This is a genomic window from Chryseobacterium subflavum, assembly GCF_055762745.1.
Genome location: NZ_JBVTMR010000003.1, coordinates 215,364 through 229,782, shown reverse-complemented (window position 1 = coordinate 229,782; position 14,419 = coordinate 215,364). Strand labels below are relative to the sequence as shown.

Here is a 14,419-nt window from a genome sequence, read left to right as displayed (position 1 = left end):
GATACAGCTTTAAAATTATTTATGAAGTTTGGCCACATGTAAAATGAACTATTAACAGATAAAGTATATTACCTCAATTGGGAAGAATAAACAATCTGAAATTAATTGTATTTGATCGCTTTAACCGGTGAAATCTTGCTGATCAGATAACTTGGAACGATCAATGCCAGTGCCGATATAATTAAAATTCCTACAGAGATTGAAATAATAGCAATAGGATTAAGGTCTACGGGAACTGTACTTACATAATAATTTTCAGGATTCAGCTTTATAATTCCAAAAAACTTCTGTAAAAGTAAGAGACCAAGGCCTATAATATTTCCGTATAAAAGCCCCGGAACCATTATTATTAAGGTATAATTAATAAATGTAGCCCTGATCTGGGAATTGCTAGCTCCTAAAGTTTTTAAGAGACCGATTGAATTCGTCCTTTCAATAATAAGGATCAAAAGAACCATGATGATATTAATGATTACCACAATAAGCATGATAATAATGATCAATGCAATATTGGTGTCAAAAATACTGATCCAGTCTGTAATCTGTGGGAATTTTTCTGTTGCTTTTTCCGCGTAATTTTTATAGCCGATAAGCTTTTCAATTTCCGGGAAATCACTATCGATATCATTTACATTTTTAAAGAAGATATCCAGACCACCAATGTCATCCGGTTTCATATCCTGAATTTTTCTCACATGGTTGATTCCACCGATCACAAATTGTTCATCAATCATTTTAATGTCCGTTCGGTAAATTCCCACAACTTCAAATTTTCGATAAATAGGTTTCTGATCCGCCTTTGAAAATATGGTAACAATACTGTCTTTCACTTTTAAATGAAGGTCATTCGCGATCTTTTGTGAAATAGTTACCCCATGGTTATAGCCGACCTCCGTTACTTTGGGTGTTGTGCCGGCAACGAGAAATTTTTTAAAACGGGCACTGTCAAAGTCCTTGCCTACACCTTTGAAAATAATGCCTGCAAAATTATGCTCATTCCGCATAATTCCTGTAACCATAGCATATTTCTGAACACTTTCAACATCCGGAAGTGCTTTTATTTTCTGAATATTTAATCCCTGCTTATCAAGCACAGAAGTATTGTATGAAGAATTGGATCGTGTGGACTTTACGGTAATATGTCCGCTGAAATCTGCCAGTCTTTCTTTAATAGCTTTTTTTGAGCCAAATCCTGTAGATACGGTAATCAATGATACAATGATTCCTAAAGCTACAGAAAGCCTGCCTATGAAGATGATAACCCTTGAAAGATTATTTTTGTTATCTTTGGAAAACGCTATTTTTCTAGAGAAATATAAAGGAAAGTTCAAGCTTATGAATTTAGATTTCAAAATTAAAAATTTACTTCTTATTTGCCTAATTTTTTTAGGAGTATTCAATCAATATTATTCTCAGAATCAAACAAAAGATGGTTTTAAGACCGGTGCCGACCAGCCGGAAGTTTATTTACCGCTGCTAAAGGGAAAAACAATTGGTATTGTTACCAACCAAACGGGTTTGATGAAAGATCGTACTCACCTGGTCGATTTTTTAGTAAAAAACGGGATTAAGATAAAAGCTATTTTTGCCCCTGAGCATGGCTTTAGGGGAAATGCTGATGCTGGTGAAACTGTTAAAAATGGAGTAGACTCAAAAACAGGTGTGCCTATTGTTTCTTTATATGGAAGTAATAAGAAGCCGAAACCTGAACAGTTAAAAGGAATTGATATTGTAGTGTTTGATATTCAGGATGTCGGCGTCAGATTCTATACCTATATTTCAACGTTAAGCTACCTTATGGAGGCCGGAGCTGAAAATAATATTGAGATAATGGTATTGGACAGGCCTAATCCTCACGATGGATATATTGATGGACCTGTTTTAAAAAAGAAATGGGCTAGTTTTGTAGGAATGCATGAAGTTCCGGTTGTCTATGGTTTAACCATTGGTGAGTATGGAAAAATGGTCAACGGTGAAAAATGGCTGAAGAATGGAATGCAGGCAACATATATTTTGGTTCCTATGAAGAATTATCATAAAAAGCTGCGATATGCTATTTCTGATAAGCCATCTCCCAACTTACCTAATGATAAAGCAATAAATTTATATCCGAGTTTATGTTTTTTTGAAGGAACACAGGTTTCTGTAGGAAGAGGTACAGATAATCCCTTTCAGGTATATGGTTCTCCCTGGACAAAAAGTCTTCCTTATCAGTTTACTCCAAAGCCTAATTTCGGGGCAAAAGATCCGTTCCTGAACGGGCAACTATGTTATGGAGAAAATTTATCTGAGTATCCGAATGATTTGAGGGAACTTAGTCTGGAATGGGTGATCAAAGCTTATAAAAATTACAAGAATCCTCAACAGGATTTCTTTCTTAAAAACTTATGGTTCGATACTTTATCCGGAACTGATGAATTAAGAAAACAAATCATTGCCGGTAAATCAATACAAGAAATAAAGGCTTCGTGGAAGTCAGATTTAGAAAAGTTTGAGAAAATCAGATCTAAATACGTGGTGTACGAAAACTAATCGAAATCTTGTGGTGGGTTTTTGTCATTTTTACCTTTATTAAGGATAAAAAGCCCCACTGTTAATCCGATCACTCCTGCTGAAGCGGTCATTATTGCCCTTTGTAATTTGTCTGGGGCATCATTTCCAATGTAATTCATTAAAAAAAGGATAACAAAGGTGATAACCAATATAATAATGTGATTTTTTCCAAATAGTTTCATCGTGTTATTTTATTTTGTAAGAAATCATTATTCCACCTCTATATGGTAAAAACTCACCACTTTTGTTGAACTTTTTAGCTTCATCATAACGTTTTCCTGTTGCACGGTCATAACCTTTATAAAAATCTTGAGATGTGCCCAATGTTCCATATACATCCAGATTCCAGTTTTCAGAAAGTTGAAACTGATATCCTGCGGTAACACCAATTATTACAGAAAGTCCTTTTTGATACAGATTTGATTTTTTAAATTGTTCGCCTCTGTCATTAGTGTATGTACCAGAACCCCAGTAATTCCATTTTTGCAATACAAAAGAAGATGCTGCAAGGTTGGCACCCACATACCAGTGTTTGAAAGCTTCATCAAAATAATATCTACCCTCTAAGGAAACAGAATAATATTGAAATTCATGTCCGGCGAAAGATTTCCATGGAGAAACAAACACATCACCCTGTAAAGTATATTTTTTACTAAGCTGATATTCTAATCCTCCGTTTAGAACTCCTATTGGAAGAAAAAGGGCATTGCCTTTTACGTATAAACTTTTCCCCTTTTCTGTAGCCTGTTCCTGTTCCTGGGCATTCAAATTTCCTAGTGAAAACAGACTTATAAAACTTACCAACAATTTATATTTCATTCTGAAGTTTATTTGATTTGTTTAAGCAATCCATCGGCCAAAGTTGCGTCTTTATTGGATTGAACAGCCATATTTTTCGACATTTCAGCATACGTTTTTGCCATATCTTTATTTCCTGTTAAGAAATAGAGCTTTGCCAGAATAAAGGTGTTTTCAGAAGTCTCTCCTCTCATAACAGATTTCTCTGCCCATTCAACCGCTTTCTTTAATGAGGATGTTGTTTTTACATGCTCGGAGAATATCCACGCGGCTTTAAGTAATTGATTAGGCTCAAAGGAATCAGAATTTTTGTAATATGCTAAAGCTGCTTTTTCATATTCAGGAAAATTATTATTTTGTTCATAATAACTAAGTTTAGTCTGATTCAGCTTAATTTCAGCCTCATATTTCCCCACCAAGGGTTCTGCTGTTTTCAGAAAATAGTCATCATTTACCCTCTTATTTTTGTCGTCAATCGATTCGGCTACTACCTTGGATAAAATAAGCTGATGATCAAATTCTTTATAGGTTTCCTCAGGAAGATATTTGATAATTTCTGATTTTCTGGAAGCGAAAATTTTATAATTAGGATCCTCAACGGATTTTAAAAAGAATAAAAGAAATCCAATGTCATCTTTAGACAGTTCTTCAGTTTTCTTTTTATTTTCAAAGTATCTTTCAGAGGCTTTTTTTGCAAAATCAAAATCTGAAGTAGAATTTAATTTCATTACGTTGATCAAAAATTCAGGGTCTTTTTCACCCGATGCAAAACGATCTTTTAATGACCCTTTTTTGTTATTGGGTGAATTGATGTCCTGTGCCATCGTTAGGAAAACACTTTCTTCCATATAACCGAGATTTTGAGAGATGAGCTCCCCATCACCGTTCAGAAACAAGTAAGTCGGATAGGAACGAACTCCGTATTTGGCAGCAATTTCTCTCCCTTCTCCTTTCTCCATATCAAATCTTGCATTTACAAAATTGGCGTTATAATAATCTCCCACCGATTTCTTTGTAAATACATTTTTCTCCATCAGTTTACAAGGGCCACACCATGAAGCGTAAGCATCAATGAAAACTATTTTGTTTTCTTTCTTAGCTTTGGCAATTAGGTCTTTAAAAGGGATATCCTGAAACTGGATGGATTCCTGCGCAAAAAGAATTACAGTGAAAAAAACAAATAATCCGGAGATAATCTTCTTCATTCGATTAAAATTTGTAGGCGAAGATAGTTAATTTTCAAGAGATAGATTGAAAATGAGAAGGCCAGATAGAGGACATTAACTAATTTTAAGAACTAAATTAATCAATTGTAAAACTTGTTTTCTGTATCCTGTCTTATTTAATATCATTCAATAGAAGTTATTCTTTATTTTTGTGAATTAGATGATTATAATTTATTGGACTATTAACTAAAAAACTGAAGCTGTTTATGCTTTATCTTTCCGGGGTTTTTATTGCTTTCTTTTTGACATTTCTTTTGCTTACAAAACGGAATAAAAGCTCTGCTGATTTTATTTTATGTGGATGGTTATTTACAATTGGTGTCAATTTATTAACACATTATCTCTTTCTTACTCATCAGTATAAAGAATATCCTTCTTTTATACTTTTAGGTTTTACACTACCGTTACTTTATGGACCGTTTTTATACCTCTATGTAAGAAAACAAACTTCTCCTAAACCTTTTTCAGCAGTACAGCTGTTACATTTTTTACCTTTTGTGATATGTAATTTATCTTTTCTTTCATTTTATATGGCACCCTTTGATGAAAGGGTTAGTATTTTTAAACATGAGGGAAGGGAATTCGAGATTGAATTGCTTTTCAGGCTATATGGTATATACATTTCAGGAATCATTTATGTGATCATTTCTTTATTTATTTTATATAGATTCCGCAAAAATATGGTCCAGCAGTTTTCAAATACAGAAAAAATAAACTTTAAGTGGTTGTTGTATCTTATTATCTGGATTGGGCTGATCTGGGGATTGGTTCTTTGGAATGACAATGCAAATATTATTTATGGTGCAGTTGCTGTTTTTATCATGTGGTTGGGATATTTCGGGATCAAGCAGGTACAGGTTTTCAATCATTCTAATTCATTTTTTACTGCTGAAGAAAGCCTGACAGAAGTACTTAGATCTCCAATAGCAATTGGTGAAGATAAAAAGTATCAAAAATCAGGATTAACACAGGAAAATATTGATGATATCCATTGCAGATTACTTGAGGTTTTAAGCGAAGAAAAACCGTTCATAAATCCCAATCTCACCTTAAATGAATTGTCTCAGTTGCTTAAAGTCCATCCGAACTATCTTTCCCAGGTAATTAATTCTAAGGAAAATAAAAACTTCTACGAATTAATTAATGAAAAGAGGATAGAAGAGTTTTTGCACAAAATTTCGGAACCGGAAAGCAGGCAATATACTTTTCTGGCTATTGCCTTTGAATGTGGTTTTAATTCCAAAACATCCTTCAACCGGAATTTTAAAAAATATACGGGTATTACCCCTACTGAATACCAAAAAAAGCTGTAATTCTTATCTTTTTATAGTTTCATCTTCCAGGGAATGGTTTCATGTTTCATATAATATTGGTAATCAGGTTTTTATATTGGTTGTTTTTCTTGGGTCAGCTTTCCTGTTGGGGCGTATAGCTTTTGGGTTTGATGAATCTTTGCATCAATATTTTAAACCCAAACTATGACAACATTGAGAAAAAAAAGAGGGTTACTGACCTCTTTTACAATTTTTGCATTACTGTTCTCCTGTACTGATGGAAGAACAATTGATGAACCCGGAAACTTAGTTCCTAAGACAGTTGATCAGGATTCTTCATTACCATCAATACGCGTGAATGGCTCTCTGCTCCATTCCGAAGCATTCGGCCCTGAAAATGGGACCCTAATTATTGCTATCCATGGAGGACCGGGAGGTGATTACAGATATTTATTAAATTGTAAAGATCTCGCTAATAAAGGATACAGAGTCGTTTTTTATGATCAGAGAGGTTCTGGTCTTTCCCAGCGTTTTCCTAAGAATTCATATAAATCATTAGGAGCAGGAGCTATTGATCTTATGTATGACGAATTATCCTCAGTAATAGCTTATTACCGTAAAAGCTCTAATCAAAAAGTAATCTTATTAGGGCATTCCTGGGGAGCCATACTGGCTTCAGGATATGTGGGAAAGTATCCAAATGCTGTTCAGGGTATTGTTTTATGTGAACCGGGCGGATTGAAATGGGATGATATTACTGACTATGTAAAAGAGTCCAGATCATTTAAACTCTGGAGTGAGATCTTGAATGATGCAGCCTATATTGATCAGTTTATATCCGGAAAGGAGGATCAGCACGAAATACTGGATTATAAAATGTCTATGCTGACATCGAAAAACGATATTACTGGTGAAGGAGACTTTGATCCCGGCATGAGCTGGAGAAGTGGGGCTGTAATTATGGATGCATTATTTGATGTAGGAGAGGAATACAATTCCGATTTTTCTAAGGGGCTGCAGAATTACAATGCTCCTGTGTTATTCTTTTACAGTGAAAGAAATAAAGCTTATCCTGATTCCTGGGCACAGAAAATTACTTCAGATTATAATCATGTGGAAAAGGTTAAGGTTTCCGGTGTTGGACATGATGGTATTATTACCAATCAGAATGTATGGAATTCCCAGACCAAACCTAAAATTATCAATTTTATCAACAATCTTTAACAAATGAAAAATAATAAACTATATATAAAAATAGCTTTTTTTATACTGATCTTTAATGTTGTGAAATCACAAACGGTTAACTGGGCTGGGCTTGAAAATGGAGAAAGACATATTCTTAATGCAAACATTGGTGCCGAATATGGTGCTGTTTTGGGGCTAGGATACGGATATAAATTTCATGGTAAGTTATTTCCCACAATTGTAAATATTGAGGTCTCCACACCGGCTGGTGAAGATTTATTTGATGACTTTAAAATAAAAGCAGGAGCTCATGTGAGATGGATAAAAATTAGGGATTTCCAATTTTCAACAAAAGTTCAGGGAGTTTTCCGGAAGTTTGAAAACGAGAATGTTCAGCTTCTGAATTTTGGGGTGGATATGTCCGGAACAATTGGGTATTACAGGCAGAGATGGTTTGGAGCGTTGGAAATTGGCTTTGATAAAGCCATTGTTACTCATTTCAAACATTCCGATCACTATAAAGAAATTTATCCGGCAGTAAAAGATGGCTGGTATGAACCGGCGACCGGAGGAAACTTTTATGCTGCCATACAAGGAGGATATACATTCAGCAACCAGGAAATATATCTGAAAATAGGAGGGATTGTTTCTCAGGATTTGAAAACGAAACCACAACTGCCATATCTTTTGCAGGTTGGATATAATTACAACTTGCCTTTTTAAGTGTTAATGCCGGATTTTACCGGCATTTTACTATTGTTTGTAGCTAATTATGCTCCCAGATAGTACTTCTTAAATTCTGTTTCAGTTTAGCTTAATAATCCCATAAGCTACATCGGCAATAGTACAAATTTTTCGAAATTTTAGTGATGACAATAAAATGGTTTTTGATAATTTTGAAGTAAAACAAGAGTTAAACTCGATAATTTTATATGCATGTGTTTCTTATCGCTATTAATTAATTTAGACATAGAAAATAATTGAAAAATTCTGCCGATATTAGCTTTAATTTAATGCGGGTTTTATATACATTTATCGAAGAAGCGAAACATCAGTATCTGATGGATAAATATCTGATAATGAATTCTGATGAGTTTGTTACAAGACTATTAAAATTCAGAAGATGGCAGGATGCACAATTGTCTTTGTTGGGAAGAGTTCTTCCAAAATATGGATTAGATCATTATTTTGATAGCAAGGATTTTGAAATTGGACGCACTCCCGGATTACAAACCCTATATAAAAAACCACAACCTGCATTTTAATATATCTCATGCTGGTAATCTGGTTATTTGCTGTATTAATGAATCACCCGTAGGAATTGATGTTGAATATATCAATCAGGAAGCCGATTATGAAGAATTCAAATTTCAAATGACTTCTGGTGAGTTGGAAAAAATACATTTTTCAGAGGATAAAGTACAGTCTTTTTTTACGTACTGGACGGAAAAAGAGGCTGTTATTAAAGCACATGGAAAAGGAATGTTTATTCCTTTAGATTCTTTTGAAGTTAATCATGGTCAGGCTATTATTGAAAATGAAATTTTTTATTTGAAAGAGATTTATCTTGACAAAAAATATCAATGCTGTATTGCGGCTAATGAAGATATCAGGGAAAAGACGATCTTTGTCAAACGATTAAATGTAAACTTTTTATAGTAAAAATCATCCGGGGAAGTTAGGAGTTGTTTTCCTATATGAAAGATTAAAGAAAAGGAAAGTGCCTTTTGTTGTTTTAGGTTTTGAAATGATAATGGTATTATTTCAGAGTAATCTTGAAATACAAATCATAAAAAAACCACCTTAAAAAAGGTGGTTTTGTGGTTTCTCCAGGAATCGAACCAGGGACACATGGATTTTCAATCCATTGCTCTACCAACTGAGCTAAGAAACCAATATGATAGTTTTGTGTTACTTCGTTGTTTAAAGTGGGTGCAAAAATAGTAATTTTTAGCTTACCATGCAATAAAAACTGAAAATAAATAAAATAAAAAAGCCAGTTTTCGTTTTGTTTAAAACTAACTGGCTGGTTATTTTTATGTTGTAATTTTAAGGAAGTGTCGAAAAATTAATATTCGGAGCCTGGGTAGGTGCAGTAACAGAAAATTGAGAACCGGGTGCAACAACAGTATTAAAGAATCCTCCATTTTGTAAAAAGAAAGCATTGCCACTCGTTCCTCCCATTGCATCTATTCTTTGTTGTGCATTGTAGGTATTGTCTACACTGAATTTTGCTCCTGAAATAGCGATCCAGTTGCCATCCGAAGTTCTTGCCCATTGATTTTTGAATTCTGCTTTTCGTCCCTGATATCCATTCTCCGGATTAAAATTTTCAACAAAACTGTAGAAGCTCTTAAGATAAGTGCTGGTTTGAGGTCTCTTCCAGCTGGCAATAAGTTTCCATGTTGTGGTATCAGGCGATAAGAACCAGGCTGTAAAATCAGTTTTTCCACTACCATCCGGCTCTCCTTTTAACAGGAATTTATAGGTTTGTCCTGCTGTCCAGTTGTATTTATAATAGCTTTGGCCTCCCGAACCTTCATTGCCGAATTCTCCAACTGTTACTCCGGTTCCGGCTCTGTTTAAAATGATTTTATGATCAGGAGGAACATTATTCGGATCATCTGTGTCAAACGGACTCCATACGGAGAAAAGGATTCTTCTTTCTGTAGCAGAGTTTACCTGCATTCCAAAATAGCCGGCACTAAACCCGTTTGCCATAAAATAAGAGCCTATCTTGTCTTCTCCGGCCGGAACAGTTACTTCATTGTAGTAATAGCTCACATTACTGGTTGTTGGAATTGTATAGTTCAGATGGCATGACGGCCCTCTGCGTGCCCAATAATAGTAGGAAGGATCATTACTGTAAATATTGGTTCCGGTAGAAGCTGCTCCACTAAAAGTAATATCCGTAACATCTGCAAAGTATCCGCCTGTTTTGGTGACGCCCTGAAGATCAACTTTTACATAACCCGGAGAGGAAATAGTAAAATCTCCAACAGAATAATCTGTATAAGCTGATCCAGTTAAAGTAACATTTTTGGATGTGTTACCGATTGTTATTTTTACTGTGCTGGTACCGGAAGGTACAGAAGCTTTTAATCCGATATGTAAGGCTCCAGTATTGCCCACCTTGAAATAAGTACTGATCACAGTGTTGGAATTAGTCCAGTTACCCAATTTTGTAGAAGTAATAACTTCGGATGCACCCGAAGGCTTTACTGTTATAAAAGAATTTCCTGCGACCGGAACATTGAAGGAAGACGTGGTTTTTAAAGCTGAAGCGCTTTTTTGTGTAGTAACAGTGTCCTCCGCTACTACAGTGGCTTCTGCACACGACTGAAAAATAAGTAAGGCAACACCTAAAAAGGTATTTGTTAATTTTTTTGTCCTCATAATATGTTTGTAATTTGATTTACGTCTACTAATTTAATTTTTTTATGGATATAATAAAAGTTTATTTCACATATTGTAGATTAAATAAAAATCTAAATTTATAATATTAAAAAGTTGTTAGTGCAGTTGTATAATTTTAAAGATTTTATACTTTGTCTTTTCAGGAATCAGACATGTATTAAAGAAGTTTAGAGGAGGCATTAAAAACTCATTAGATATCCCCATAAACCACCGATTTTGTAAATTTTTCTTTAAATAGAGGGCTTATCATAGGTTGTTTTCCAGAAGAAATAATTACAGTAGTAATTTATGTATTTTTTAACCATGGTTAAATCCCTTTGTTTTGTACAAAACAAAGGGATTTACAACATAATCAGATATTTATTTCAACCATTTTAATGTGTTAATTTATCCAGTTTACTTACTGATGGCTATCATTTTGATTAAATTAATACAAAATGCTATAAGTTTATTTACACCAATTTTGTAATACTAACTATAAAGTGATATTAAATAAAAATTGGTATTTACTTATTTGCTGACAATAATATGCTCGGCAGTATAAAAAATAACTTTTTACTAATCAACAATCTTCGGCAATCGCTTCAAGCATTCATTATTTTTAAATATTATAAACTGTAACAATTTGCTGGATTGTAAAGCTTATAAAGAATATTATTCTTTAATAATCTTAGATTGATAGGTATTAGTTCCATCATTTATTGAAACAACATAAATTCCAGTTTTCAAATCTTGAATTTTATCGTTAATTTCCTTATTTATCTCTCTTAAAGAGCCTTTTGCTAAAATAAGTGGCTTCCCAGTCAAATCATACAATCCTGCTTTCAGATTTTCTTTTGAATTTTTAAAATCAATAACTAATTTTTGGCCATTTTTTAAAGGATTCGGATAAACAGTAAATTCATTATTATTTTTCTTAATATCATCAACAACTAATGTAATTGCCGGATAAACCAGTATTTTTTGTCCATTGTATCCCACGGCATAGACCTTCATTGCGTTCGAAGGATAATCTACATAAGTATTTGTCAATGTAGTATCTCCTGTTCCTACAATAGAAACACTGATTAGCTGGCTACTTGAATTATAGGTTTCAAAGGCAACAGCATTACTCCATTTAGAATTATCTACCAATAAGAACTGTCCTTGTGTATTGGTTGTGATCTGTGCACCAACACCCGTAATCCCTGAAACAGGCTGCATATTCTTGAATGCATTTACACTATTCGCTGAAAGATAATTGATGACCGGAGATACAGGTTTGGCATATCCCTTTGCCAGGACATAGCTTTTCACATCATCAATCATGCTTTGGGTAATTGTCATTTGAGCATTGGTGTAATCTGATATTGTACCGTTTATTGGCTTTAAAAAACCGGTGCTAGTGAAGAAATCCGTAAGGTCCTCTTGTACGGCGTCACAGGCATTTTTTACAAAATTCATTACCAATTGCCCTTGGGTAAACTGGCTTTCGTTTGTATTTCTTACTTTCTCAGCTACTGTAGCAAACCAATGTGCATAATCTACTCCCGGACCTGTAGGGGTAACTGTAGGGGTATCTTCATCAGACATATCTGAATCAAATGCAAGGGTTGCAGCACCTTTTGAAGCGCCTGCCAATTGATAATACAATTCTAATTGCCAAAATGGAATAAGGCTTCTGAAATTCGCATCAGCGGGATTCACATAATCTGTTCTGAATTGATCCATAATACTTTTCCCGTTAATTTGTGTCTGAATAATAATTTCTCCAAATCTGTTTCCAGCTACTTTAGGAAAGGCTGTTTTATCGGCAATTTCACCTTCCAGCCTTGTAAATCTGTTACTCCCTGTAGGTAAGTACATATTATAATAGGCCCACAATGAGTATAAATTGTTAGTGATTTCTGTTGTACCAACCCATTTTAATCCAGGCCTTACCTGGTTGATATGACCTAATTCATGTCCCACACCCCAAATATCAAGTCCTGATGCTGAGGTTGAATTGGATAATCCCCAAGTAAGATCTAAATGAACTCCTAAACCTCCAGCAAACCATCCTCCTGTAGATTCCATATAAACAAGCTGCCTGTTTTTAAAGTTTTTATTGAATTTATAGAAGCCCATCATTTCTCTTTCAGACTTGGCAATTGCATCATACTTATCTATCAAAGGCTGGGCGGTTGTGAAATGGAAATTGCTTACCGCAGACTTATTGGTAACCAGTTTTGTATAATAACCTTCTATATCAATTTTTGGATAGACATCATTAGTCAGCATTTCTGCCCATTCTGTAGGGGTTGTACCTTTTTTATAAATACCATTTACAATACCTGCTGTGATATTTACAGTTACCGGGGCGGCATTTACATTATCAGTGTAATATGAAATATATCCCAAACCTGTATTAGCAATAGCGAGAATATTTATTCCATTTTTTAGTTCGTATGTTTTTTCAGGGGACGCCCCTTCAGTAGCAAAATCTCTTATTTTTAAGTAAACTTTGTTTTCAGAGGTAATATCTTTCGCAAAAACAATAGCAGTGGTATTAGGCTGGAATGCTATCCCTGTAGGGTTTTCATATCCGTTATAATTTCCAATTTTATATTGGGTATTTATTGATTCAATTGTCTTATATGCCGTAAAAGTCTGTACCCTATATTTTTTATTGTAGGTATTATTAAATAAACACTGAGCTAATCCTTTTATGAAAGGTGAGGAAATGGCATCAATATCCTGCTGGGTTACATTTGTTTTTAAAGCACTGAAAATAGAATCATTAAAAATATTTGAATAAGCTGAAGGATCAAAACTATTAGAACTCGCCTGAAAAAATTCCATTTCGGCACAGCTTGCAAAGTTATTTTTACCATCAAGAACTTCAATTTTTATAGTTAAAGGAGTAATGGCGGAAGGAAAATTTACCGTTTTTATTGCAGATGTCTGCCCAAAATTTTGAGTAGAAATAGTAATGTATGCTGGATTAGAAATTGTATTATAACTTATTTTTACATTTCCAAAAAGTCCGTTTGGTCCGCCATCCTGTCTGGGTGTGTACCTTAAATAATTTATAGCTGTTTGTCCATTAAACTTGTAAATCAGAGAAATAGGAAAAGTAGCTGCTGTTGCATTCCAACTACAATGATAAAGTGTACTTACATCACCATCAAAGGATTTCTCTATATTTTCTCCCGATTGGAAACTTGAGGCCGAAGATCCTGCCACCTGAGGCAATACTGGGATATCTGCATAAGCTGAAAACTCATTGGTTGCCAGTGTACATTCTGTTTGTACAGGATCCATCTGTTCTGTAGAATAAAATTCCATCTCAGCACAACTTGAAAAATTATTTTGGGCACTGAGGACATCAATCCTAATAACAGCAGGATGAACTATTGCTGTCGGCAAATCTATAGTTTTTGCCGTATTATCAGCTGCCCAGGAAATAACCCCGGTTGCTGTTATAAAAACTGTAGGATCGGATTGGGTAGAATAAGAAACTTTCACACTTGTCCAGATTCCGTTTGGGCCCGTTGTTCTAGGTTTGTAGACTAACCTTTTTATACTTTTTACCCGGTTGGAAAATTTGAAATTTAACTGGTCCGGAAGTGCTGTACTCAAATTGTATTGAGAATGATAAAGAGTATTCACATTATTATCAATACTCTGTCCAGCCTCCTGTCCTGATTGTGCGGGCTGTAACGAATTTACATATGCTACAGACATCTTATACTGCTGTGCGAAAGCTGTCTGTAAAACGAGTAGAAATGAGAGAATAAAATAATTGTTTTTCATTTGGTGTAGATTTTTGATTAAAAAAATAACAAAGTAATAATCTATAGCTGTTAGACAAATCCAGCTTTGATTTGTTTTTGAATAGTAATTGTATTAAGCAATCTTCCCAGATATTAATTATCCACTATTTGTGAGTTGATAGCTCAAAACTTTATCCTAAAAAGACTTTTTACAGATAAATACTTCTATTAC

At 34.3% G+C, this 14,419-nt stretch carries 12 protein-coding genes and 1 tRNA gene; 6 read left to right on the top strand and 7 right to left on the bottom strand.

All coding sequences use genetic code 11. The features are described from left to right. Positions 1-101 precede the first annotated feature (101 nt). Complete coding sequence (locus AC0INN_RS14515; RefSeq protein ID WP_172279632.1) at positions 102-1,331, bottom strand: ABC transporter permease; 1,230 nt, start codon at positions 1,329-1,331, stop codon at positions 102-104. A gap of 4 nt (positions 1,332-1,335) precedes the next feature. On the opposite strand from AC0INN_RS14515, the gene AC0INN_RS14510 reads away from it, so the two are divergent. Beyond that, positions 1,336-2,532 (top strand): exo-beta-N-acetylmuramidase NamZ family protein, encoded by a 1,197-nt coding sequence (locus AC0INN_RS14510; protein WP_273648712.1) that lies wholly within the window; start codon positions 1,336-1,338, stop codon positions 2,530-2,532. Here AC0INN_RS14510 and AC0INN_RS14505 read toward each other — a convergent pair. From AC0INN_RS14505 to AC0INN_RS14495, 3 genes are read right to left on the bottom strand one after another with little or no spacing between them, the layout of a single operon-like run. Then, a complete protein-coding gene (locus tag AC0INN_RS14505; protein WP_273648711.1) occupies positions 2,529-2,735 on the bottom strand; it encodes a hypothetical protein in 207 nt (68 codons plus the stop codon). The two genes, AC0INN_RS14510 and AC0INN_RS14505, sit on opposite strands and share 4 nt — an antisense overlap. 4 nt (positions 2,736-2,739) lie before the next feature. Beyond that, positions 2,740-3,372: a DUF3575 domain-containing protein gene (locus AC0INN_RS14500; RefSeq protein WP_273648709.1), complete on the bottom strand. Its 633-nt coding sequence runs from the start codon at positions 3,370-3,372 to the stop codon at positions 2,740-2,742. Positions 3,373-3,380: 8 nt separating this feature from the next. After that, on the bottom strand, positions 3,381-4,556 hold the full coding sequence (locus tag AC0INN_RS14495; RefSeq protein WP_273648707.1) for a thioredoxin family protein: 1,176 nt from the start codon (positions 4,554-4,556) through the stop codon (positions 3,381-3,383). Positions 4,557-4,783: 227 nt separating this feature from the next. Between AC0INN_RS14495 and AC0INN_RS14490 the strand changes: the two genes are divergently transcribed. The 5 genes from AC0INN_RS14490 to AC0INN_RS14470 all read left to right on the top strand — a co-directional run bounded on the left by AC0INN_RS14490 (position 4,784) and on the right by AC0INN_RS14470 (position 8,695). Next, the gene (locus tag AC0INN_RS14490) at positions 4,784-5,890 is read left to right on the top strand and encodes a helix-turn-helix domain-containing protein (protein ID WP_172279622.1); all 1,107 of its coding nucleotides are present in this window, start codon (positions 4,784-4,786) and stop codon (positions 5,888-5,890) included. A gap of 165 nt (positions 5,891-6,055) precedes the next feature. Then, positions 6,056-7,075: an alpha/beta hydrolase gene (locus tag AC0INN_RS14485; RefSeq protein WP_273648705.1), complete on the top strand. Its 1,020-nt coding sequence runs from the start codon at positions 6,056-6,058 to the stop codon at positions 7,073-7,075. Between the two features lie 3 nt (positions 7,076-7,078). Next, positions 7,079-7,759, top strand: coding sequence for a hypothetical protein (locus tag AC0INN_RS14480; protein WP_273648704.1), 681 nt, complete (start codon positions 7,079-7,081; stop codon positions 7,757-7,759). A gap of 257 nt (positions 7,760-8,016) precedes the next feature. Next, positions 8,017-8,301, top strand: a complete 285-nt coding sequence (locus AC0INN_RS14475) for a hypothetical protein (protein WP_306613810.1) — start codon at positions 8,017-8,019, stop codon at positions 8,299-8,301. Continuing rightward, positions 8,246-8,695, top strand: coding sequence for a 4'-phosphopantetheinyl transferase family protein (locus AC0INN_RS14470; protein WP_306613808.1), 450 nt, complete (start codon positions 8,246-8,248; stop codon positions 8,693-8,695). Before AC0INN_RS14475 ends, AC0INN_RS14470 begins: the two co-directional genes overlap by 56 nt. 162 nt (positions 8,696-8,857) lie before the next feature. On the opposite strand, the gene AC0INN_RS14465 is transcribed toward AC0INN_RS14470, so the two are convergent. The 3 genes from AC0INN_RS14465 to AC0INN_RS14455 all read right to left on the bottom strand — a co-directional run bounded on the left by AC0INN_RS14465 (position 8,858) and on the right by AC0INN_RS14455 (position 14,227). Next, positions 8,858-8,930: transfer RNA gene (locus tag AC0INN_RS14465), tRNA-Phe, on the bottom strand. Positions 8,931-9,085: 155 nt separating this feature from the next. After that, positions 9,086-10,432 (bottom strand): DUF3472 domain-containing protein, encoded by a 1,347-nt coding sequence (locus tag AC0INN_RS14460; RefSeq protein WP_273648700.1) that lies wholly within the window; start codon positions 10,430-10,432, stop codon positions 9,086-9,088. 675 nt (positions 10,433-11,107) lie between these two features. Further along, positions 11,108-14,227: a M60 family metallopeptidase gene (locus tag AC0INN_RS14455; protein ID WP_273648698.1), complete on the bottom strand. Its 3,120-nt coding sequence runs from the start codon at positions 14,225-14,227 to the stop codon at positions 11,108-11,110. Positions 14,228-14,419 lie beyond the last annotated feature (192 nt).

Excerpts from the sequence above, each read along its gene's own strand:
- AC0INN_RS14510 (WP_273648712.1), top strand. The coding sequence starts at position 1,336 with ATGAATTTAGATTTCAAAATTAAAAATTTACTTCTTATTTGCCTAATT.
- AC0INN_RS14505 (WP_273648711.1), bottom strand. The coding sequence starts at position 2,735 with ATGAAACTATTTGGAAAAAATCACATTATTATATTGGTTATCACCTTT.
- AC0INN_RS14500 (WP_273648709.1), bottom strand. The coding sequence starts at position 3,372 with ATGAAATATAAATTGTTGGTAAGTTTTATAAGTCTGTTTTCACTAGGA.
- AC0INN_RS14495 (WP_273648707.1), bottom strand. The coding sequence starts at position 4,556 with ATGAAGAAGATTATCTCCGGATTATTTGTTTTTTTCACTGTAATTCTT.
- AC0INN_RS14490 (WP_172279622.1), top strand. The coding sequence starts at position 4,784 with ATGCTTTATCTTTCCGGGGTTTTTATTGCTTTCTTTTTGACATTTCTT.
- AC0INN_RS14485 (WP_273648705.1), top strand. The coding sequence starts at position 6,056 with ATGACAACATTGAGAAAAAAAAGAGGGTTACTGACCTCTTTTACAATT.
- AC0INN_RS14480 (WP_273648704.1), top strand. The coding sequence starts at position 7,079 with ATGAAAAATAATAAACTATATATAAAAATAGCTTTTTTTATACTGATC.
- AC0INN_RS14460 (WP_273648700.1), bottom strand. The coding sequence starts at position 10,432 with ATGAGGACAAAAAAATTAACAAATACCTTTTTAGGTGTTGCCTTACTT.
- AC0INN_RS14455 (WP_273648698.1), bottom strand. The coding sequence starts at position 14,227 with ATGAAAAACAATTATTTTATTCTCTCATTTCTACTCGTTTTACAGACA.